The sequence below is a fragment of the Phenylobacterium sp. genome (genome assembly GCF_041919955.1).
GTDB lineage: Bacteria > Pseudomonadota > Alphaproteobacteria > Caulobacterales > Caulobacteraceae > Phenylobacterium.
Map to the genome: position 1 here is coordinate 57,387 of NZ_JAYRSU010000015.1, position 19,650 is coordinate 77,036.

Sequence of the window (19,650 nt, forward strand, 5' to 3'; positions counted from 1 at the left end):
TTGCGGCGCGTCCCTCACAGGTTGTCAAAACGGGACGCATGGCGCGGACCGCCAAACGTGGGGCTGAACATGAACTTCAAGGGCTTTGTCGCCGCGCTCGTCGCCGGCCTTTCGCTGACCACCGCCGCTCATGCCGGCGTCACGGTCCACAACAACGACTTCCTGGGCGCGACCGCGAACCAGAACGGCTTCGAGGCGATCAATTCCACCCTCTACCCGGGCTGGAAGGGCTACACCGAAGGCGGGATCAAGGTTCAGTACGTCGGCGCCCAGCTCGCCACCCTGACCACCCTGAAGCCGGTCGGCGATCACAGCTGGACGCCGCTGGGCGGCGCGTTCGGCTACACCAGCATCAGCCTGGCGAACGGCGGCGATTTCGACGCCGTCGAGTTCCTGGCCGGCACCAGCGCCTGGATCGGCGGCTCGCGACTGCAATACCAGCTGTTCCACGACGGGGTCATGGTGTTCAGCGGCGTCACCGGCTCGCTCGGCAACATCAACTCGACCCTGAAGACCTTCGGTTTCTCGGGCACGGACGGCCAGCTGTTCGACGAGCTGCGCGTGCAGAATCTGTTCGGCAAGACGTTCGACAACGCCGGCTTCGACCAGCTCGTGCTGGACAACATCACCATCAACGCGGTTTCCAGCGCCGTGCCGGAACCGACCACCTGGGCGATGATGATCATCGGCTTCGGCGTCGTGGGCGCGATGGCGCGCCGCCGCCAGGCGCTGGCGTTCGCCTGATCCACCCGACTTGTTGAGGCGACTTGGCCGCCCGGTTCGCCGGGCGGCTTCCTTTTCGCCCTAAGCGTCCAGGGTCCGGCCGCTATGGGCGACGTGGAAGTCGCCGCTGACCGATAGCACGATCCAGTCGCCGGAATGGGCGATGGTCCAGCCTTCGGGCGTGCAGACCTGGACCGCGCCGGCCTCGGTCATGGCGTGGGCGTCGTCGCCCAGCCAGGCCCAAAGCTTGTTCCAGCTACGGGAATCGTGGGGCGGAGGCACCCGGAGCGCGGCGCCATGATCGAAAGCGGGATTGGAACGGGCGGACCTCATGGGTCGGAGTACGCCGCTGCGTCGGTCACCAGATTCTTAAAGCCCGATCATTCCGCGCGAAGTGATGCGGCCGGCCGTCTGGCCAGCGCGTGGAGCGAGGCGGCGAGTCCGCCGAGCCCGGCCAGCAGGGCCGCGCCGAACACCAACAAGGCGACGCCGGACCAGTCCACCGCCCACTCCGCCTTGAAGACCTTGGTCACCACCGGCCAGGCCGCCACGGCGCCCAGAGCCACACCCGCGCTGCCCGCGATCAAACCGACTGCGCCGTATTCCAGCACGTAGGCGCCCAGCACCTGAAGGCGCGTCGCCCCCAGCACCTTGAGGATCGACGCCTCCCGCACCCGGGCCTGGGCGCGGGCGGCGATGGCGCCGGTCAACACCAGCAGCCCGGCAAGCGCAGCGACCGCCGCCGCGCCTCGGACCGCCAGGACCAGCCGCTCGAACAGGCCGGTCGCGGCCTCCAGCTGCTCGCGCACGGAGATGACGTTCACCTCCGGGAACTCGGCGCCCAAGGCCCTGGTCACGCGAGCCTCCTGTTCCCGGCCGGTCTTGGCGATGGCGACATGGCGCAACTCCGCGCCCTCCAGCGCTGCGGGTGTGAGGATCAGCGGGAAACTGGCCCCGAAGCCGCCCATCTCGACCTTGCGGAGCACGGCGATCTTCGCCTCGATTTCGCGGCCCAGGACCGACAGCGTCACCCGATCGCCGACCTTCAGGCCGCCCGCGCGGGCGGCGTCGACTTCCATGGCGAGCAACGGCGGGCCTGCATAGTCCGCCGGCCACCAGCGCCCCTCCACGATATCGGGATTCTTGGGCTCCGGGCCGATGGCCGAGATCGAGATGTCGTTGTCGTAGGCCCAGCGCTCGCGCTCGTCGATCGCCTTGCGGTCGACCGGCTTGCCGTTCAGGCGGATGATCCGGCCCGTCAGGAAGGGCGCGCGCAGATAGTTGTCCGCGGTGAGGCGCGCCCCGAAGGCTGCGGCCACCGTGCGGTCGAAACGGGCGACCTCCGCGCCCGGGATCTCGGTGAAGACCAGGGCCGGCGCGCTTTTGGGCGCGACCTCGGCGACCTGACGCAGCAGGCTCGACTGGATCAGCACCACGGCGGCCAGCAGACCGACTCCCAGGCCGATGGCGGGCGCGGCGGTGCGCGCCGCCGAGCGGGGCCCGGCCAGATTCGCCAGGCCCATCCGCACCGCCCCGCGAGCGTGAGTCCGCAGGCGCCCCGCCGCCCAGGCGGCCAGCCGCCCCATCCCCCACAGAAGGGCGAAGGACAGCGCCACCCCCGCGATCATCAATCCCGCCGCCAATGGCGTGGGCGCGGTCAGCACCGCCAGGGCGGCGAGGACCAGGCCCGAGAGGACCGCCCCGATCGTCTCCACGCCAAGCGTAAGCCGACCGCTGGTCTCGCGCCGGAACAGGCTGGCCGGCGGTGTCGCGCGCGCCCGCGCCAGGGGGATCAGCGAGAAGGCCGCGGCCGACAGCAGCCCGAAGGCGGCGGCGCGCAGCAGCGGTTCGGGATAGACTGCGAACAGCGCCGGGACCGGCAGGTCGTCGGGGATCAGCCCCGCCAGTACGAAGGGCGCGGCGGCCCCAAGCGCGACGCCCATGGCGACGCCCGTGGCGGCGAGCACGCCGATCTGCGCCAGGTAGAGATTGCGCACCAGGACGCTGTCTGTGCCCAGGGCCTTGAGCACTGCAATGGACGGCTTGCGCTCCTCCAGGAAGGCGCTGACGGCGCCGAACACCCCAAGCCCTCCGGCGACCAGCGAGGCCAGGCCGATGAAACCGAGGAAGTACTCCAGTTGATCGATCATCCAGCTGACGCCGGGCGTGGCGTCGTTGCGGTCGCGCATCCGCACGCTGCGCTCCTTGAAAGTCTTGCGCAGCGCCTTGCGCGCCTCGGCGGGCGCGGCGTCGCCCGGCAGGGCGATGCGGGCGGTCTCCATGAACGGCAGGCCCGGCTGCAGGAAGCCGCCCTGCTCCACCGCCTCGCGGCGCACCAGGACGCGCGGGCCGAGGGCGAAGCCGCGCGATAGCCGATCCGGCTCCTGGACCAGCACCCCGCCGATCACCACCGGCAATTCGCCGACCAGGATGCGGTCGCCGACCTTCAAGCCCAGACGGTCCAGCAGCACGCGCTCCACCGCCGCGCCGGCTACGCCGTCGGACGCCGGTGCGATGGCGTCGGCGAAGGACCTTCCGCCTTCCAGCGTCACCTGGCCGGCCAGGGGATAGGCGGCCGAAACCCCGCGTAGCTCGACCAGGCGCCGCTCGCCCGAGCGCGCTTGGGCCATGGCCCGGGTGCTGACCGCCCAGGCCACGCGCCCGGTCTTTTCCAGGGCTGCGCGCTCGGCGGGGGTGAAGCGCCGCTGCTCGACCGTGACGGCGAGGTCGCCGCCGAGAATCTCGCGCGCCTGGGCCGCCAGACCATGGCGAAAGGCCTCGGCCGTGGAGCCCGCCGCGGCGATGGCTGCAACGCCCAGCGCCAGGCAGGCCAGGAAGATGCGAAAGCCGCGCACGCCCGAGCGCAGCTCGCGGATCGCAAAGCGCAGGGATAGCGGCATCAGGCGCGCCCGTCGCTCAGCCGCACCTGGCGATCGGCCCGGTCGGCCAGGACCGGATCGTGTGTCACCAGGACCATGGCGGCCCCTTCTTCCGCCACCAGGCCGAAAAGCAGGTCGGCGACCTTGGCCGCATTGGCGGCGTCGAGATTGCCGGTCGGTTCGTCGGCGAACAGCAGGGTCGGGCGCGGCGCCAGGGCGCGGGCCAGGGCCACGCGCTGTTGCTCGCCGCCGGAAAGCTGATGCGGATAGTGCCGCAGGCGCTCGGATAGCCCGACCCGATCCAGCCATCCGCTCGCGATCTTCTCGGCGCCCTCCACGCGGGCGATCTCCAAGGGTGCGGCGACGTTTTCCAGCGCGGTCATGTTGGGCAGCAGGTGAAAGGCCTGGAAGACCAGCGACACCCGCCCGCGGCGCAGGCGCGCGCGGCCGTCCTCGTCGAGGCGCGACAGATCCTGCCCCAACAGCTCGACCGACCCTCCGGTCGGCTGCTCCAGGCCGGCCGCCACGGCGATCAGGCTGGACTTGCCCGAGCCGGAGGGGCCGGTGATCGCCACCCGCTCGCGCGGCGCCACGGAAAAGCTCAGGTCCTTGAGGATTTCTACCGGCCCGGCCGCCGAAGGCAGCGTCAGCGAGATGTTGCGCACGGCGAGCGGCGGGACGTCGGACAAGGCGGCCTCTGGGTGATTGAGCTTCTTGGGCTAGGACTTAGATAGGACGGCAGAATGCCCAAGACATCCATCCTCTCGCCCACACGCCGCGCAATGATCGGCGGAGCCCTGGCGACATGGCCCGTGCCCGTCCTGGCGCAGCGCGCCCCTGTCATCACCCTGCTGGGCGATTCGATCACTGCCGGCTTCGGACTGCCGGCAAGCGCCGCCCTGCCCGCGCAGCTTCAGGCCGAGTTGCGGCGGCTGGGATCGAAGGCGTTGATCCGCGGCGCCGGAGTTTCGGGCGACACCACCGCCGGCGGATTGGCCCGCGTGGACTTCAGCGTCCAGCGCGACACCGACCTCTGCCTGGTGGCGCTCGGCGGCAACGACCTGCTGCAGGGGCTCGATCCCAAGCGCACCCAGGCCAACCTCGAAAAAATCGTCGCCCGGCTGAAGGCGCGGAATATCTCGGTGGTGCTGGCCGGGCTGCAGCCGCCGCCGGTGATCGGCCGCGCCTACGCCCAGGAATTCCGCGCCGTCTTCCAGACCGTCGCGAAGACCCAGCGTGTGGCGCTCTATCCGAACCTGCTGGCCGGCGTCGCGCAGGTCCCATCGCTGAATCAGAGCGACGGCTTCCACCCGAACGCGAGGGGCGTGACAGTGATCGCCAAGGCCCTGGCGCCGGTGCTGGTCAAGGCCCTCAAGGCCTAGCGAAAGCCTAGGTGTCGCGCGCGTTCCGCGGCTCTCGGCGGGCCGGCGCCTCGGTTCCCGCCGCGGTCGCGCCGTCCTCGAAGGTCACGGCGCCCGCGCCGGCGACGTCGGTGTCCAGGTGTTTGGGCCGGGTGGTCAGCTTCACCGAGGCCGAACCCGAGACCTCCAGGTGGGCGGCGTCGCGCGGGGCGATGGTCGCCTCGGCCGTGCCCGAGACGTCGGCGTCGGCGCTGTCGGCCGAAAGCCGACTGAGATCGGCCTCGCTCGAGCCGGACAGTTCGAGGGCGAGCGCCTTGGTCTGTCCCTCGACGGACACCTCCGATGAGCCGCTGGCGGCGATCTCTAGGCGATCCTGGCGGAAGCTGCGGACCTCCAGCCGATTGTCGCCGCCGACCTCGAAACGGGTGATCCCGGGGGCGGTCATGACGATGCGCAGGCGGTCGTCGTCGTCCAGCGGACCATCAAGCGTCAACTTGCCGCCGGCCAGCTTCACGCGCTCGACGATTTCGCGCGGACCGCTGATCGTCAGCTTGGCGTCGGTTCCTTGGGTGTACTCGATGACCGCCGGCAGCTCGAACACGGCGCGGGACGAGCCGTCCCAGGCCATTTCGCGGGTTGCGCTGGCCCCGACGTCGGGGATTGCGACGCGGGCCGGCGAGTCGTCGCGGTCGCGGCGGTGATGGCCGCGGTCGTGGTCGAAGATGAACCACTCCCAATTGCGGGCGGCGAGTTCGGGGCCGCCGAGGGCGGCGGCGCCGGCCAGGGCCACGACGCCGGCCAGGAAGCCGGCGACGGCAATGAGAACAAGGACGCGGATCATGATGGGGCTCCTTGCTCAGGACTGCGTTTGCACGGGTTGCGGTTCGATCGCCGGCTTCAGCAGCCGGTAGTGCAGGCGTCCGTACCAGACCAGCGCGTTGACCATGCCGATGACGATGATCGTCAGGATCGCTCCGGCCGAGGAGGCCAGGGCCATCATCCCGACGCCCGCCAGCAGGGCCGCGGCCGGACCGCCCGGCGGATCGAAGAACGGACCCGCGGCGAAGACCACGCCGCCGGCGACAAAGACGCCGATGGCGGCGACGATGAAACCGAAGATGGTCCCGCCCACCGCCATCAGGATCGGCAGCAGGATCAGCACGTCGATGGCGCCGAGGCCGAGCACCGCGAAGATCGCGCCGGCGGCCGAGGTCGGGTTGCGGGTCTCTTCCCACTTCTTCAGGCCGATCTCGGCGCGCAGTTCGCGGGCCAGGCGGGCCGGGTCGCCCAGGGCGGCGGCGACCTCGTCCTCCGTGCGGCCTGCGGCCGCGCCCTCGGCGAAGTGGGTTTCGTAGTCGGCGACCGCCTCGTTGACGGCCTGGGCCGGCAGGCCCGACAGCCCCAGCCTCAGGCGATCGATAAAGGCCTGGCGGTTCATCGCGCGTCTCCCAGGATGCTCTCGACAGCGCGGGAAAACGCAGCCCATTCAGCCTTTTGCGCGACGAAGCTCGCCTTCCCGGCATCGGTCAGCTTGTAGTACTTGCGCGGCGGTCCGGACGAGCTCTCGACCAGATAGGTCTCGACCAGTCCGTCGCTCTGCATCCGCCGCATCAGCGGATAGATCGTGCCTTCCCCCATATCGATCCCTTCGGCCAGCCGGCTCGCGATCTCGTAGGCGTAGCTGTCATGCGAGGAGAGCAGCGCGAGCACGCAGAGCTCGAGCACCCCCTTCTTCAATTGGACCTGCACTGTTTCCGCCACGAGCGAACCTCCAGTTATGACTACCGTGTATCGCACGGTAGTGTTCGTCACAAGGTAGCTTGCATTACATCTTAGTAAGCCTTGCGCTCCGCGGAACGGCGGTCTTTTTCGGCAAGCTCGGCTGGCGGTGAGCGGCAGGTTCTCCGATAGTCCTTCCATGATCCGCACGCTCGCCCTCGCCGCCGCCGCAACCCTGCTCGCCGCCCTCCCCGCCCAGGCCGCCGACTGGCGCCGGCTCGACCCGGACAACACCCTGGTGATCGACACCAGCAAGGGCCGGATCGTCGTCGAGATGCGCCCGGACTTTGCGCCCAAGGCGGTGGAGCGGGTGAAGCTGCTGGCGCGCGAAGGCGTCTATGACGGCCTGCTGTTCCACCGGGTGATCGAGAACTTCGTCGACCAGACCGGCAATCCCGACAACAAGGGCGGCGGCTCCAGCCATCCGAACCTGGCGCCGGAATTCACCTTCCGCCTGAAAAGCCTGGACCACGCCAAGATCGCGGTCCGCGCCAGCGACGGGATTGCCGGCTTCATCGGCGCGACGCCCTTCGCCGCCGCCTCGGACCACGAGGCTCAGCGCGACGCGGCCCTGGGACGGCGCGCCTGGGGCGCCTATTGCCCCGGCGTCGTGGGCATGGGACGCAACGCCGCCGAGGACAGCGCCAATTCCGAGATCTTCTTCATGCGCGCGGCGGCCCGGCGGCTGGACCGCGCCTACACCGTGTTCGGCACGACGGTCGTCGGCCAGGACGTCGTGCTGGCGGTCGCCGTCGGCGTGCCCCCGGCCAACCCCGACAAGATGATCAAGGTCCGCGTCGCCGCCGACATGCCGGCGGCCGAACAGCCGAAGGTCGAGGTGATGGACGAGACGGGCCCGGCTTTCGCGGCCCTGGTCGACAAGGCGCGCAAGGCCAAGGGCGCGGACTTCAGCATCTGCGACGTAACCGTACCGTCCCGCCCGGCGCGCTAGTTGCGGTTTTCTCCAGACCGTTGCTGAAAACTCAAGCGACCACGCCCCCGCCCGGCGCTAAGCACGCTCCATAACGGAGGAGCGTGCGCATGGTGGCGTGGACGGACTGGGCGGCGTTCGGACTGATCGCCCTGGGCATGGCGCTGACGCCGGGCCCCAACATGATCTACCTGATCTCCCGCTCGATCTCGCAGGGCAAGCGCGCGGGCCTGGTCTCGCTGGCCGGGGTGGCGCTGGGCTTCATCTTCTACATGTTGTCGGCGGTCGTCGGCCTGACCGCCCTCGTCATGGCCATTCCGCTGGCCTACGACGCCCTGCGCATCGGCGGGGCGATGTACCTGGCCTGGCTGGCCTGGAAGGCGCTCAAGCCCGGCGCGGGCTCGCCGTTCGAGGTGCGGGCGCTGGAGCCGCATTCCGATCCTAAACTGTTCGCCATGGGCCTGTTCACCAACCTGCTGAACCCGAAGGCGGCCGTTCTCTACCTCTCCCTGCTGCCGCAGTTCATGCATCCGGAGCGCGGCGGCATGCTGTTCCAGGGCCTGACCCTCGGCGCCGCCCAGATCGCCGCCAGCGTGGCGGTGAACGGGGTGATGATCCTGGCGGCTGGGTCGGTCGCCGGCTTCCTGGCGACCCGCCCCACCTGGGCCCTGGTCCAGCGCTGGCTGATGGGTACGGTGCTGGGCGGGCTCGCCCTCCGCATGGCGCTCGACTCGCGGCGCTGAGGCCTCAGGCCGCGGCGATGGCCTGGCCCTGGCGGCGGATCATGATCGAGGCGACGGCGGCGATGACCGCAGCGAAGCCGGCGATGACGAAGGCTTCGAGATAGCGCCCTTGGGCTGCACGGACGACGCCCGCGCCGATGGCCGCCGTCGCCGCGCCCGCCTGGTGGCCGGCGGCGATCCAGCCGAACACGATCGGCCCGTCGCGGTCCCCGAAGGCCTCGGTCGCCAGCTTCACGGTCGGAGGCACCGTGGCGATCCAGTCCAGGCCGTAGAACACCGCGAATATCCCCAGCGAGACGATGGAGAAGTCGGTGAACGGAAGGACCATCAGCGAGAGCCCCCGCAGGCCGTAATAGACGAACAGCAGCTTGCGCGGGTCGTAGCGGTCGGTCAGCCAGCCCGAGGCCGTGGTGCCGATCAGGTCGAAGATCCCCATCACCGCCAGCAGGGTCGCCGCCCGCGTCTCGGGCAGGCCCTGGTCGGCGCAGAGGGCGATCATGTGCACGCCCACGAGGCCGTTGGTGGTCAGGCCGCAGACGAAGAAGCCGGCGAACAACAGCCAGAAGGTGCGGGTGCGAGCGGCGCGAAACAGGGCTCCGAAAGCGCCGCGCAGAGCGCCGGCGGCCGGAACCGGCGGCGGGGCGGCGTAGTCGTGCGCGCGCCATAGGGCTTCTGGCCGATGGCCGCCGGGGCTTCGGGCAGCAGCAGCCAGACCAGCGGCGCCAGGACGGCCATCACGCCGGCGATCGCCAACACCACCGGCCGCCAACCGCCGGCCTCGGCCAGGGCGGCCATGCCGGGCAGGAAGATCAGCGAGCCGGTCGCCGCCGAAGCGCTGAGCAGGCCCATCATCAGCCCGCGCCGGGCCACGAACCAGCGGTTCACCACCGTCGCGCCCAGCACCATGGCCACCGCCCCCGACCCTACGCCGCTGACCACGCCCCAGGTCGCCACATAGTGCCAGGGCTGCGTCATCAGCGATGAGGCGGCGGTGGAGAGCCCCATCAGCACCAGGGCCAGGGTCACCGTGCGCCGCACCCCGAACGACTGCATCAGCGCCGCCGCGAACGGGCCGGTGAGACCGTAAAGGAAGATGCCGACCGCGGCGGCCATCGAGATCGTGGCGCGGTCCCAGTGGAAGGCCCGCTCCAGCGGCAGCATCAGCACCCCGGGCGCCGAGCGCAGTCCGGCGGCGGCCATCAGCGATACGAAGACGGCCCCCACGGCCACGAACGCATACTTCTGGCCAAACGGGCGACCTTGGGCTAGCATGATGTTACTGACCTGTAAGTTTCACCACATACATACGTACCGGTCAGTTACATCGTCAAGCCGAGATCCATGAGCGACCCGAAAATCTCCGAAGCCACTCCCCTCCGCGCTGCGGACAAGATCCGCGAAACGGCGCGTGAACTCTTTTACCGCGAAGGCATCCGCGCGGTCGGGGTGGACGAGATCGTCGCCAAGGCCGGCGTGACCAAACCCAGCCTCTACCGAACCTACAAGTCCAAGGACGAGCTCGCTGCCGCGGTGCTGCGCGAAGGCGCCGACCGCTTCTGGGTGCTGTTCGACGCCGCCGTGGCCGAGCATCCAGGCGATCCTCGCGCCCAAATCCTCGCCTATCTGGCGGGCCTCTCCCAACGCGCGGGCAAGGAGGACTATCGCGGCTGTCCCCTGACCAATGCGGCGGTCGAGTATCCCGAGGCCGGGCATCCGGCCCGCGTCGAAGCCCAGCAGCACAAGGCCGAGCTGCGCGAACGCCTTCAGGGCATGGCCCAGGCCATGGGCGCGCGCGCCCCCAAGGCGCTGGCCGATGGCCTGCTGCTGCTGATCGAAGGCGCGTTCCTGACCAGCCAGCTTTTCGACGACGACCGCCCGACCACCGAGGTCGCCCGCGCCGCCGACGCCCTGATCGGGGCCTACCTCGCAGACTAGACCGTCTTCAGGTCGATGAGGCCGAGGTCGATCTGGTAGTCGAGGTCCTGGGCGACCAGCACGCGGCCGTCGGCGCTGGCGCCGATGGACCCGGCCGAGTCGGGTACGTCGGCCCACTTGCGCCCGCCGCCGCCCCAGGGATGGAACCAGACGGACGGGATCGGGTCGCGACGGCCGCGCAGAACGAAGACACCTTCGTTGCTGACCGCCCACTCGTCGTTGCCGATCAGGCGGGCGTCGGAGCTGGGCCCGGAGCCGAATACCGGCTCCACGCGCTCGGCGCCGGCGTGCAGGCCGTAGAAGCGGCCGTCTGGCGTGCGGCGGATATTGCTCCAGCCCTCGCCGCCGGGGACCGGCGCCGGCGCGGCCTGTCCGTCGACCGCCAGCTGCATGAGCCGGTAGCCGCGGCCTGTCCGCTCGACATAGAGCACGCTGCGACCGTCCGGCATGAAGGCCGGGGTCAGCTTGTCGCGCCCGTCGCTGGTCAGCGGCCGCAACCGCCCGCCGTCGCGGTCGACGATATAGACCTCGGAGCGGCGTCCCTTGACCGCCACGAAGATGATCCGTGCGCCGTCCGGCGACCAGGCTGGGGCAGTTACATAGCTGGCGATCAGCGAGGTCAGGCGGGTGGCGACGCCATCCGGCCGGGTCACCCACATCTCGGACGAGCCGCTGCGGCTGGAGACGTAGGCTACGGCCCCGTCGGCCGCGCCGGCCGGGTCCCAGTCCCAATTGGTCGCGTCGGTCACCGGCGTGAAGGCGCCTGAGGGCTGGACCGCCGCGATGATCGAACGCCCTTGCGGAATCTCGACCGCGAGGTGGTTGTCGCGGTCCGACGACATTCGGCTGAAGCTGACCTGGCCGAGGCCCAGGCTGATCTGGCGCGAGGGACCGTCGATGCGGGTGTCGACGGTCCAGAGCCCGAACTCTCCACCCCGGTTAGACGAATAGAAGATATGGCGGCTGTCGGCCGACCAGACATAGCCGTTGGCCTTCCAGCCGTCGGTGGTCAAGGCGCGCTCGCGCCCGGTGCGCAGGTCCAGCAGGAAGAGATCGTCGGCGCCGTGCATCAGGCTGCGGCGGAACACGACCTGGTGGCCATCGGGCGAGACCATCGGATCGGCGTCGCCCAGGGTGTCGGCGCTGGGCGAGGTCAGGTCGCGAGCCACGCCCGTCTCGATGTCCAGGGCGCGAATGCGCAAGACGTCGGCCGCGCTCGGCCGGTCGCCGAACACCAGGGTCCGCTCGTCGATCCAGCTGAGGCGCGTATAGGGCGAGGTCTGGCAGCGGCCGACCACGCGTTCCGGGCCGCGCGGCACCGGCACGATCACCAGGCTGCACGGCCCCTCCGGATAGGTCCGCACGAAGGCCACGCGGTCGCCGCGTGGCGACCAGGCCGCGCTGTGGTCGTCGGCCGGATCGCTGGTCAGGCGCACGGGCGTGCCGTCGCGCACGCCGCGCAGATAGAGGTCGCGCCGCTGGGTCTTGTCGCCGCGCTGGGCGTAGACGATCTGGTCGCCAGCCGGTGACAGGGCCGGATGGGTCTCCAGGCCACGGTCCGAGGTCAGGGGGCGATAGGCGGCGGTCGTCCAGTTCACCCGGTGCGGCAGCGCCGCCAGCAGGCCGCCGACGGCGCCCGTGGCGACCACGGCGCCGGCGCCGAGGAACATCATCGAGCGGCGCGACAGCGGCGAGGACGGCGCGGCGACGTCGTTGGCGGGGGGAGCGGTCAGCGGCGGCGCGGACGAAGCCTCACCGAGCTGGAGGCGGTAGCCGACGGTGGCGATGGTGTCGACGCGGATGGCGGGGTCGGCGGCCAACGCCTTGCGCAGCTGGGCCACGCAGCGGTTCAGCGCCCCCTCGGTGACGATGCGCCCGCCCCAGCAGAGATCGATCAGTTCGTCGCGGCTGACCGGCTGGCCGCGCGAGCGATGCAAAGCAACCAGCACCTTCATCACGCGCGGCTCGAGCGCGGTCACCTGCCCGCCGTGCTCGACCTCGAGCGCAGCCGGACGCACGAGGGTCGCCGCCAGCTTGAACGGCCGTTCCCGCGCCAAGTTGAGTTCCGGCCACTGGATGGCCACGTGTTCGTTCATCGCGAAACCATCACGAATAAATCACGCCCGCAGCCACGTTTCCCCGGCGGGAGTTTCCGACAAACGCCCCGACCTGAACAGCCCAGTTCTACGGGGTTACAAGAATGCAATCTTTCACCCGCCCGCTCGCCCTCGCCCTCCTCTGCGCAGGCCCGGCCGCAGCGCAGGACAGCGCCGTGAAATCGGCGGCCGATGCGTTCGGCGAGCGCGTCGGCATCGAGCAGCTCGGCCTCTACAGCGAGAGCGAGGTCCGCGGCTTCGACCTGCAGTCCAGCGGCGCCTATAGGATCGACGACGCCTATTTCGTCCGCGCCTCTCCCCTCAACGATCCGGCTCTCACAGGCGTCGGCGTCCGGGTGGGGGTCAATGCGGCGCGGCTCGCCTATCCCGCCCCGTCGGGCGTTGTGAATTACCGCCTGCGCGAGCCCACCCCGCAGAACAGCCTGCGGGTCGGCGCCGGCTTCCGCGACTTCGGCACCCAGGTGGTCGAGACCTACGGCTCGTGGAAGAGCCCGGGCGGAGAGGCCTTCGTCACCGGCGGCGCGGTGGCGCGGCCCTATGTGCGCTGGGCCATGGGCACCAGTGGCCGAGCCATCGACCTGGGCGGCGTGGCCGGCTGGAGCCCGATCGAAAACCACCGCATCCGCGCCTTCGCCAGCTACTACAGCCGCACCTATGACGGCGACTATGGCGTGCTGGCCGCAGACGGCGCCCTGCCCCCGCCCGTGCGCCGGCTGCACCAGTATTCGCCCGACTGGGCCCGGGTGCGGGCCAAGAACATCAATCTAGGCGTCCTTTACGACGGCGAGATCGCCGGCTGGTCGCTGGACGCCTCGGCGTTCCGCTCGATCTACGACGTGGAGAGCGCCGACTTCACCGTCATGAGCGTCAAGACCAACGGCGAGGCCACCGCCACCGTCTATCGCAACGCCCCCCGCACCAACGTCTCGGATTCGTTCGAGGGACGGGTCAGCCGGGTGTTCGGCGAAGGCGCCGTGCGACACCTGGCCAGCGCCTCGGTCCGCGTCCGGCGCAGCACGGTCGAGCTCTCGAGCAGCCTGGCGATCCCGGTCGGCGGCTTCAACCTGGCGGGCGAGACACCCTTCGTCGCCGAGCGTCCCTGGAGCGGGACGCGCGGCGAGGACCGGGTCGACCAGCTGACCACCAGCCTCGGCTACGGCCTGCTCTGGGACGACCGGTTGCAGCTGCGGCTGGGCGCGCACCGCACCCGCTACGAAAAGGAGGTCGCCGCCCCGAATGGCGCGTTCAATCGCCGCGAAGAGGAAACCACCCTCTACAACGCCTCGCTGGTCTGGAGCCTGACGCCGAAGGCCAGCCTGTTCGCCAGCTGGGTGACCGGCCTGGAGGAGACCGGAACCGCGCCGCAGTCGGCCACCAACGCCAACGACGTCCTCGCGCCCGTGGAAGCCGAGCAGAAGGAGATCGGCGTTCGCTACGGGCTTACCGACCGCCTGACATTGATCGGCGCGGTGTTCGAGGTCTCGAAGCCGACGGTGGGCTTCCGCGCCGACGGCTCCTTCGGTCTGGTCGGCGAGGTGGCGCACAAGGGCGTGGAAGCCTCGCTGGCCGGCAAGCTGGACGACCGCACCGACATCGTCCTGGGCGCGGTCGTCTTCCGGCCGGAAGTCAGCGGCGAACTGGTCGAGGCCGGCGTGATCGGCGATCGCGCGGTCGGGGTGTCCGACTTCGTCGCCAACGGCAGCATCGAGCGCGAGATCGGCCGCGGCTGGTCGATGGACGCCCAGGTGAACTATTCCAGCGCCCGTTGGGCCGACATGCGCAACACGGTCAAGTCGCCGGCCCTTACGACGGTGTCGCTAGGCGCGCGGCGTCGGTTCGAGATCGCCGGCCGTCAGGCTCAGTTCCGCATCCTGGGTTCGAATCTGACCGATGAGCGGGGCTATCGCGCCTCGCAGTCCACCTTCCTGTGGCCGATCGAACCGCGCTCGGTGCGCGCGACTCTGAGCCTCACTTTCGGGGGCTGACCTCGTAGACCACCTTGCCGGCGACGATGGTCATGACCGCGTGCGCCCGGGCGATCTGCTCGAAAGGTGCGGTCATCAGGTCGACCGAGAAGACCGAGATGTCGGCTGGCCTCCCCACGGCCAGCTTGCCGAGTTCCTCCTCTCGGGACACGGCGAAGGCGGGGCCGCTGGTCAGCATGGCCAGGGCCTCGCCTCGACTGACCGCTTCCTCCGGATGCCAATCGGCGCCCGACTTCCCCAACAGGTCGTGGCGATAGGCCGCGGCGTAGAACTCGACCAGGGGATCGCCCTTTTCCACCGGCGCGTCCGAGCCGCCGGCGACCGCCGCGCCGGTCTTCAGCAGGCTTTCCCAGGCATAGGCGCCTTTGAGCCGCTCGGGGCCCAGACGCGCGGGCGCGAAATAGAGATCGCCGATGGCGTGCGAGGGCTGCATCGAGGCGATCACCCCGAGCTGGGCGAAGCGCGGCAGATCGTCGGGCGACAGGATCTGAGCGTGCTCCACCCGCCAGCGAGCCGCCTTCAGGGCGGAGGCATCGGCCCCGAACGCCTGCTGATAGGCGTCGAGCACCAGGCGATCGCCGCGGTCGCCGATGGCGTGGATAGCGATCTGGGCGCCGGACGCCCTCGCCCGCGCCAAGGCCTGGGCGATGGTCTGCGGCGGGGTGACGATCAGGCCGGTCCCCTCGGCGTCCGCATAGGGAGCGAGCAAGGCCGCGCCGCGCGAGCCGAGCGCGCCGTCCATGTACATCTTCACCCCGCGCACCCCGACCATGCCCGCGGCGTCGCGGCTGGGCCCCGTGGCCAGCACCTCGCCCCCCTCGGCCAGCGACATGTAGTTCTCGATGCGGATCGGCAGGCGGCCCTGCCGGGCCAGGGCCTCCTCGGTCGCCACCTCCTCGCGGCTGGCGCCCATGTTGTGCAGGCCGGTCCAGCCGCGCGCGGCGTAGACCTCCGCCCCGCGCCGCACCGCCTCGGCCCGGGCGGCCGCGGTGGGCGGCGGGACCTTGGCGCGGACCAGGGCCATGGCGTTGTCGACCAGCATGCCGCTCGGCGCGCCGTCCGGTCCTTTCAGGATCTGGCCGCCCTCGGGCGCAGCGGTCGCGGCGGTGACGCCGGCCAGGGCCAGCATGGCCGAATTGGCGACCAGGGCGTGGCCGTCCGCGCGGGTCAGCACCACGGGCCGATCGGGCACGGCGCGATCAAGGTCGGCTCGCGTCGGGAACCGCTTCTCGGGCCAGTGCGTCTCGATCCAGCCGCGGCCCGAGAGCACGTCCTGCCCGGGATGGGCGCCGTTCCAGGCCTTCAGCCGCGCCACCAGCTCCTCGACCGAGGCCACGCCCTCCAGGTTCAGCGTCATCTCGCGAAAGCCGACGCCCGAGAGGTGAGCGTGGGCGTCGATGAAGCCCGGATAGGCCGCCGCGCCCTTCAGGTCGATCTCGCGCGCGCCTGGCGCGGCCTTGCGCGCCTGGTCCAGCGCCCCGGCGAAGGCGACCTTGCCGCCCTTGACCGCGAGCGCCTCGACCTTGGCCTCGCCGGTATAGATCGGCCCGCCGCGGAGCAGCAGATCCTGGGCGTCGGCGCCCGACGCCGCCAGAAGGGCGGCCAGGGCCAGTCCGATGGTCGCGCGCATGTCGTCCCTCCCGATTCACCGCATCCATTGATCGGCGATCTTCTCCCGAGAGGCTACTAGTCAGCCGACCGGCGAGCCGCCACAGTGCCGCTTACCTGAGTCTGGGGAGCCGCCGCATGGGGCTGGGCGCGCGCGCCATCTTCAGCCTGCTGGCCCTGGTCGCGGCCGGCACGGCCCTGTTCTACGCCGACCGGGTGTTCTTCGACCTGCCGGTCTATGTGGCCGCCGAGGCCGGCCATCTGATCAGCGCGCTCTATCGCCCGGCCCTCGACGCACGGCCTGAACTGTTTCCAGACCTCGCCCAGCGGCGCGAGCCGGCCTTCGACCTGATCGTCCGCGCGGTGACCTACGTCACCCAGAACCTGGTCCAATGGCTGCGGGTCGGCGGCGGCCTTGCCTATCTGGCCGGGCTGGCCTGCGTGTTCCTGAGCGTGCGGCGCAGCCTGGACAGGCGACACGCCCTGGCCTTCGCCCTGCTGGCCTTGGCCTACCCTTACTACCGCTTCGCCTTCGCGGTCCTGCCGGCGGGATGGACGGCAGGGCTGATCGGGCTCTCGGTGCTGGCGACGGCGAGAATCTACTTCTCGCGTCCAGTCGCGCACGCCGCGGCGGTCGGCGTGATCGCCGGCGGGCTGGCCATGATGGGGCCCCACGGCCTGCCGCTCGGCGCGGCGTTCCTGCTGCTGGCCGTGGCGGATCTGCTGCTGGGGCGGCGCGATGCGAAGATTTTCGTCGGCCGCGTCGTCGTCTTCTCCGTCGCCCTGCTGGCGACCGCCAATCTGGTGCAGCTGGCCGCCAACCAACCGCTCGACGCGCCGTTCAGCGGCTTCCTCGATCCGCGCTACCTCAAGCTCGCCGGCGGCCTGGGTCCGCAGGCCGCGACCGCCGGCGGCCGCGCGCTGGTCGTCATGACCACAGCGGCGCTGATGCTGGCCGGCGTTCCGGCGCTCACCGGGCTGCTGCGGATCGAACTGCGCTGGCGCTGGACGCGCAAGCGCGGCCGCTTCCACCTCGAGCCGCTCGAAGCCGCCTTCCTGCTGCTGGCCCTCACCCTGGTCGGGACGCTGGCGGCGGTGACGTTGCTGGCCATGGCCGATGGCGCGGACGCGGCCCGGGTCTGGGGCCGGCAGTTCGAGTTCTTCGCCCCGATGCTGTGGCTGGCGGCCGCGCCTTTCCTCGGCGAGTTCGAGCGCGGTGGCGGCCGCTGGTGGCGGCTGGCCATGATGCTGACCACCCTGATCGGACTGGGCGGTTTCACGGCCTGCATACTGACCGGCGCCCAGGCTCGGGCCTGGGACGCCGCGGCGCTGAACGCCTTTGCGCGCGAGCCCGACGCGGTCCTGCCGATCGCGGTGGCGATCGTTGCTCTGGCGGCTGGCGCGATCCTCGCGCCGCGTTGGCGGCTGTCCATTGTCTGGATCGCCTGCTTCGTCGCGCTGGGCGTGGCCTCCAGCGCGGTCGACGCCTGGCAGCGCGATCGCGAGACGCCGTCGCGCAACGCCCTGGCGACCGAGACCGCGGCGGCCGACGCGCTGGTCTCGGGCCGGCAGGGCGCGGTGGGGGTGGTCGCCGCCGATCCTGCGCGGGCCAAGCTCATCTATTGGCGGCTGCGGGCCAGGCCCCATGTCGTCGTCGCCGGGGCTCCCAGCGCGGGCCAGCTCGCGTCTTGCGACACCGTCGTGGCGCACAAGCTCGACCGCCTCGGGCCCGGCTGGCGCGTCCTGCTTCGCGGCCGCGAGATCACCGTCTTTGCCCGCGACGGCGCGACCACGCCCCCGCTGCGCCCACAGGCCGCGGGCGGCGGGGGCCTTCTGTCCGAGCCCGGAAGCGGCTAATAGCGCGCAGGAGCATCCGGCGCCGCGGTTGCGACATCACAGACTACGGACGGATTCGATGCTGAGCTGGTTCCAGGCGATGATGCCGAAGGAATTGAAATTCTTCGATCTTTTCAGCGCCCACGCCACGACCCTGGTCGAGGGCGCGACCGCCCTGCGCGAGGTCATGCAAGGGGGCGACGGCGTTCCGGCCGCCTGCGCCCGAGTCGTCGCCCACGAAGACGCGGCCGACGCCATCACCCGCGACGTGCTGCTGAACGTCCGCCGGACCTTCATCACTCCCTTCGACCGCAGCGACATCCAGGACTTGATCACCTCGCTGGACGACGCCATCGACCAGATGCACAAGACGGTGAAAGTCATCACTTTGTTCGAACTGCGGGAGTTCGAAGACCCGATGCGCGAGATGGCCGACATCATCGTCGAGGCCGCCGTGCTGACCCGCGAGGCGGTGGGCCTGATGCCCAACATGCGCCAGAACGTCGGCCGCCTGAACCAGCTGACCGAGCAGATCACCCACATCGAAGACCGCTCTGACGCGATCTACGACGCCGGGCGCAAGGCGCTGTTCCTGGCGCATCGCGACGGCAACCCGATGGCGTTCGTGGTCGGCGTCGACGTCTACAGCCACCTGGAGAAGGTGATGGACCGGTTCGAGGACGTCGCGAACCGCATCAGCGGCATCGTGATCGAACAGGTCTAGCCCCCGTGGACCTCCTCGCCGGCTTTGGCCCGCTGCTGATCTTCCTGATCGTCGTCGCACTGGCCTTCGACTTCCTCAACGGCCTGCACGACGCGGCCAACTCCATCGCCACCATTGTGGCGACGCGGGTGCTGCCGCCGTTCGCCGCGGTGGCCTGGGCCGCGTTCTTCAATTTCATCGCCTTCCTGTTCTTCGGCCTGCACGTCGCCAAGACGGTGGGCGCGGGCCTGGTGATGCCCGACCTGATCAGCGACGGGTTGATCTTCGCCGCCCTGGTCGGCGCCATCGGCTGGAACCTGCTGACCTGGTGGATGGCGATCCCCTCGTCCTCGTCGCACGCCCTGATCGGCGGGCTGGTGGGCGCGGGCGTGGCGAAGGCCGGCATGGGCGCGATCATGTGGGGCGGCCTCAACAAGACCCTCATCGCCATCGTGCTGTCGCCGGCGACCGGTTTCGCCCTGGCCCTCGTGCTGGTGCTGATTGTCTCGTGGCTGTTCGTGCGCTTCACGCCCTTTGCGGTCGACGGGGTGTTCCGCAAACTGCAATTCGTCTCAGCCTCGCTCTACTCGCTCGGCCACGGCGGCAACGACGCCCAAAAGACCATGGGCATCATCGCCGCCCTGTTGATCGCCCACGGCATGGGTCCTGCCGACGGCGAATTCCACGTTCCATTGTGGGTGGTGCTGTCCTGCCAGGCGGCCATGGGTCTGGGCACTCTGTTCGGCGGCTGGCGCATCGTGCACACCATGGGCTCGCGCATCACCCGCCTGACGCCGATGCAGGGCTTCTGCGCCGAAACCGGCGGGGCGATCACGCTGTTCATGGCCACCACCCTGGGCGTGCCGGTCTCGACCACCCAGACCATCACGGGCGCGATCGTCGGCGTGGGGGCGGCCAGGCGCGTCTCGGCCGTACGCTGGGGCGTGGCCAAGGAGATCGTCACCGCCTGGGTCGTCACCCTGCCCGCCGCAGCCCTGATCGGCGCCCTCGCCTACTGGGGCGCCGGCCGGTTCATGGGCTGACCCTGAG

Annotated in this window: 19 protein-coding genes; 9 read left to right on the forward strand and 10 right to left on the reverse strand. The window is 70.5% G+C overall.

From position 1 onward, the window contains the following. The first annotated feature begins 69 nt into the window (after positions 1–69). A complete protein-coding gene (locus ACE3T2_RS13625) occupies positions 70–744 on the forward strand; it encodes a PEPxxWA-CTERM sorting domain-containing protein (protein WP_374658236.1) in 675 nt (224 codons plus the stop codon). 60 nt (positions 745–804) lie between these two features. On the opposite strand, the gene ACE3T2_RS13630 is transcribed toward ACE3T2_RS13625, so the two are convergent. The 3 genes from ACE3T2_RS13630 to ACE3T2_RS13640 form a co-directional block, all read right to left on the reverse strand. Continuing rightward, complete coding sequence (locus ACE3T2_RS13630) at positions 805–1,005, reverse strand: hypothetical protein (RefSeq protein WP_374658238.1); 201 nt, start codon at positions 1,003–1,005, stop codon at positions 805–807. Positions 1,006–1,103: 98 nt separating this feature from the next. Then, positions 1,104–3,623: an ABC transporter permease gene (locus tag ACE3T2_RS13635; protein ID WP_374658240.1), complete on the reverse strand. Its 2,520-nt coding sequence runs from the start codon at positions 3,621–3,623 to the stop codon at positions 1,104–1,106. Continuing rightward, on the reverse strand, positions 3,623–4,291 hold the full coding sequence (locus tag ACE3T2_RS13640; RefSeq protein WP_374658242.1) for an ABC transporter ATP-binding protein: 669 nt from the start codon (positions 4,289–4,291) through the stop codon (positions 3,623–3,625). The genes ACE3T2_RS13635 and ACE3T2_RS13640 overlap by 1 nt, the downstream gene beginning before the upstream one ends. Before the next feature lie 54 nt (positions 4,292–4,345). Between ACE3T2_RS13640 and ACE3T2_RS13645 the strand changes: the two genes are divergently transcribed. Continuing rightward, a complete protein-coding gene (locus ACE3T2_RS13645) occupies positions 4,346–4,984 on the forward strand; it encodes an arylesterase (RefSeq protein ID WP_374658244.1) in 639 nt (212 codons plus the stop codon). 7 nt (positions 4,985–4,991) lie between these two features. On the opposite strand, the gene ACE3T2_RS13650 is transcribed toward ACE3T2_RS13645, so the two are convergent. Genes ACE3T2_RS13650 through ACE3T2_RS13660 form a run of 3 tightly spaced genes read right to left on the reverse strand, consistent with a single transcriptional unit; the run spans position 4,992 to position 6,724 of the window. Then, positions 4,992–5,804, reverse strand: coding sequence for a GIN domain-containing protein (locus ACE3T2_RS13650; protein WP_374658246.1), 813 nt, complete (start codon positions 5,802–5,804; stop codon positions 4,992–4,994). Between the two features lie 15 nt (positions 5,805–5,819). Then, on the reverse strand, positions 5,820–6,401 hold the full coding sequence (locus tag ACE3T2_RS13655; RefSeq protein ID WP_374658248.1) for a DUF1700 domain-containing protein: 582 nt from the start codon (positions 6,399–6,401) through the stop codon (positions 5,820–5,822). Beyond that, positions 6,398–6,724: a PadR family transcriptional regulator gene (locus tag ACE3T2_RS13660; protein ID WP_374658250.1), complete on the reverse strand. Its 327-nt coding sequence runs from the start codon at positions 6,722–6,724 to the stop codon at positions 6,398–6,400. Before ACE3T2_RS13660 ends, ACE3T2_RS13655 begins: the two co-directional genes overlap by 4 nt. Positions 6,725–6,881: 157 nt before the next feature. Here ACE3T2_RS13660 and ACE3T2_RS13665 point away from each other — a divergent pair, with 157 nt between their 5' ends. Next, positions 6,882–7,694 (forward strand): peptidylprolyl isomerase, encoded by an 813-nt coding sequence (locus ACE3T2_RS13665; RefSeq protein WP_374658252.1) that lies wholly within the window; start codon positions 6,882–6,884, stop codon positions 7,692–7,694. A gap of 89 nt (positions 7,695–7,783) precedes the next feature. Further along, a complete protein-coding gene (locus ACE3T2_RS13670; protein WP_374658254.1) occupies positions 7,784–8,416 on the forward strand; it encodes a LysE family translocator in 633 nt (210 codons plus the stop codon). A gap of 4 nt (positions 8,417–8,420) precedes the next feature. Here ACE3T2_RS13670 and ACE3T2_RS13675 read toward each other — a convergent pair whose 3' ends face one another. Together ACE3T2_RS13675 and ACE3T2_RS13680 are read right to left on the reverse strand one after the other, a co-directional pair. Next, positions 8,421–8,972: an MFS transporter gene (locus ACE3T2_RS13675; RefSeq protein WP_374658256.1), complete on the reverse strand. Its 552-nt coding sequence runs from the start codon at positions 8,970–8,972 to the stop codon at positions 8,421–8,423. Then, positions 8,942–9,646 (reverse strand): MFS transporter, encoded by a 705-nt coding sequence (locus tag ACE3T2_RS13680; protein ID WP_374658258.1) that lies wholly within the window; start codon positions 9,644–9,646, stop codon positions 8,942–8,944. The genes ACE3T2_RS13675 and ACE3T2_RS13680 overlap by 31 nt, the downstream gene beginning before the upstream one ends. Before the next feature lie 111 nt (positions 9,647–9,757). Between ACE3T2_RS13680 and ACE3T2_RS13685 the strand changes: the two genes are divergently transcribed. Beyond that, positions 9,758–10,351, forward strand: coding sequence for a TetR/AcrR family transcriptional regulator (locus ACE3T2_RS13685; protein ID WP_374658260.1), 594 nt, complete (start codon positions 9,758–9,760; stop codon positions 10,349–10,351). Here the strand turns inward: ACE3T2_RS13685 and ACE3T2_RS13690 are convergent. After that, positions 10,348–12,447, reverse strand: a complete 2,100-nt coding sequence (locus tag ACE3T2_RS13690) for a winged helix-turn-helix domain-containing protein (protein WP_374658262.1) — start codon at positions 12,445–12,447, stop codon at positions 10,348–10,350. The genes ACE3T2_RS13685 and ACE3T2_RS13690 overlap by 4 nt on opposite strands. Positions 12,448–12,551: 104 nt before the next feature. Between ACE3T2_RS13690 and ACE3T2_RS13695 the strand changes: the two genes are divergently transcribed. Continuing rightward, positions 12,552–14,453 carry a TonB-dependent receptor domain-containing protein gene (locus ACE3T2_RS13695; protein ID WP_374658264.1) on the forward strand — a complete coding sequence of 634 codons (1,902 nt, stop codon included), beginning with the start codon at positions 12,552–12,554 and terminating at the stop codon, positions 14,451–14,453. On the opposite strand, the gene ACE3T2_RS13700 is transcribed toward ACE3T2_RS13695, so the two are convergent. After that, complete coding sequence (locus ACE3T2_RS13700; protein WP_374658266.1) at positions 14,437–16,083, reverse strand: amidohydrolase; 1,647 nt, start codon at positions 16,081–16,083, stop codon at positions 14,437–14,439. The two genes, ACE3T2_RS13695 and ACE3T2_RS13700, sit on opposite strands and share 17 nt — an antisense overlap. 116 nt (positions 16,084–16,199) lie before the next feature. On the opposite strand from ACE3T2_RS13700, the gene ACE3T2_RS13705 reads away from it, so the two are divergent. From ACE3T2_RS13705 to ACE3T2_RS13715, 3 genes are read left to right on the forward strand one after another with little or no spacing between them, the layout of a single operon-like run. Then, the gene (locus ACE3T2_RS13705; protein ID WP_374658268.1) at positions 16,200–17,918 is read left to right on the forward strand and encodes a hypothetical protein; all 1,719 of its coding nucleotides are present in this window, start codon (positions 16,200–16,202) and stop codon (positions 17,916–17,918) included. A gap of 58 nt (positions 17,919–17,976) precedes the next feature. Beyond that, positions 17,977–18,621, forward strand: a complete 645-nt coding sequence (locus tag ACE3T2_RS13710; protein WP_374658270.1) for a DUF47 domain-containing protein — start codon at positions 17,977–17,979, stop codon at positions 18,619–18,621. A gap of 5 nt (positions 18,622–18,626) precedes the next feature. Next, entirely contained in the window at positions 18,627–19,643 is a 1,017-nt protein-coding gene (locus tag ACE3T2_RS13715) for an anion permease (protein ID WP_374658272.1), read from the forward strand. Positions 19,644–19,650 lie beyond the last annotated feature (7 nt).

Excerpts from the sequence above, each read along its gene's own strand:
- ACE3T2_RS13625 (WP_374658236.1), top strand. The coding sequence starts at position 70 with ATGAACTTCAAGGGCTTTGTCGCCGCGCTCGTCGCCGGCCTTTCGCTG.
- ACE3T2_RS13635 (WP_374658240.1), bottom strand. The coding sequence starts at position 3,623 with ATGCCGCTATCCCTGCGCTTTGCGATCCGCGAGCTGCGCTCGGGCGTG.
- ACE3T2_RS13645 (WP_374658244.1), top strand. The coding sequence starts at position 4,346 with ATGCCCAAGACATCCATCCTCTCGCCCACACGCCGCGCAATGATCGGC.
- ACE3T2_RS13650 (WP_374658246.1), bottom strand. The coding sequence starts at position 5,804 with ATGATCCGCGTCCTTGTTCTCATTGCCGTCGCCGGCTTCCTGGCCGGC.
- ACE3T2_RS13655 (WP_374658248.1), bottom strand. The coding sequence starts at position 6,401 with ATGAACCGCCAGGCCTTTATCGATCGCCTGAGGCTGGGGCTGTCGGGC.
- ACE3T2_RS13665 (WP_374658252.1), top strand. The coding sequence starts at position 6,882 with ATGATCCGCACGCTCGCCCTCGCCGCCGCCGCAACCCTGCTCGCCGCC.
- ACE3T2_RS13670 (WP_374658254.1), top strand. The coding sequence starts at position 7,784 with ATGGTGGCGTGGACGGACTGGGCGGCGTTCGGACTGATCGCCCTGGGC.
- ACE3T2_RS13685 (WP_374658260.1), top strand. The coding sequence starts at position 9,758 with ATGAGCGACCCGAAAATCTCCGAAGCCACTCCCCTCCGCGCTGCGGAC.
- ACE3T2_RS13690 (WP_374658262.1), bottom strand. The coding sequence starts at position 12,447 with ATGAACGAACACGTGGCCATCCAGTGGCCGGAACTCAACTTGGCGCGG.
- ACE3T2_RS13695 (WP_374658264.1), top strand. The coding sequence starts at position 12,552 with ATGCAATCTTTCACCCGCCCGCTCGCCCTCGCCCTCCTCTGCGCAGGC.
- ACE3T2_RS13700 (WP_374658266.1), bottom strand. The coding sequence starts at position 16,083 with ATGCGCGCGACCATCGGACTGGCCCTGGCCGCCCTTCTGGCGGCGTCG.
- ACE3T2_RS13705 (WP_374658268.1), top strand. The coding sequence starts at position 16,200 with ATGGGGCTGGGCGCGCGCGCCATCTTCAGCCTGCTGGCCCTGGTCGCG.
- ACE3T2_RS13710 (WP_374658270.1), top strand. The coding sequence starts at position 17,977 with ATGCTGAGCTGGTTCCAGGCGATGATGCCGAAGGAATTGAAATTCTTC.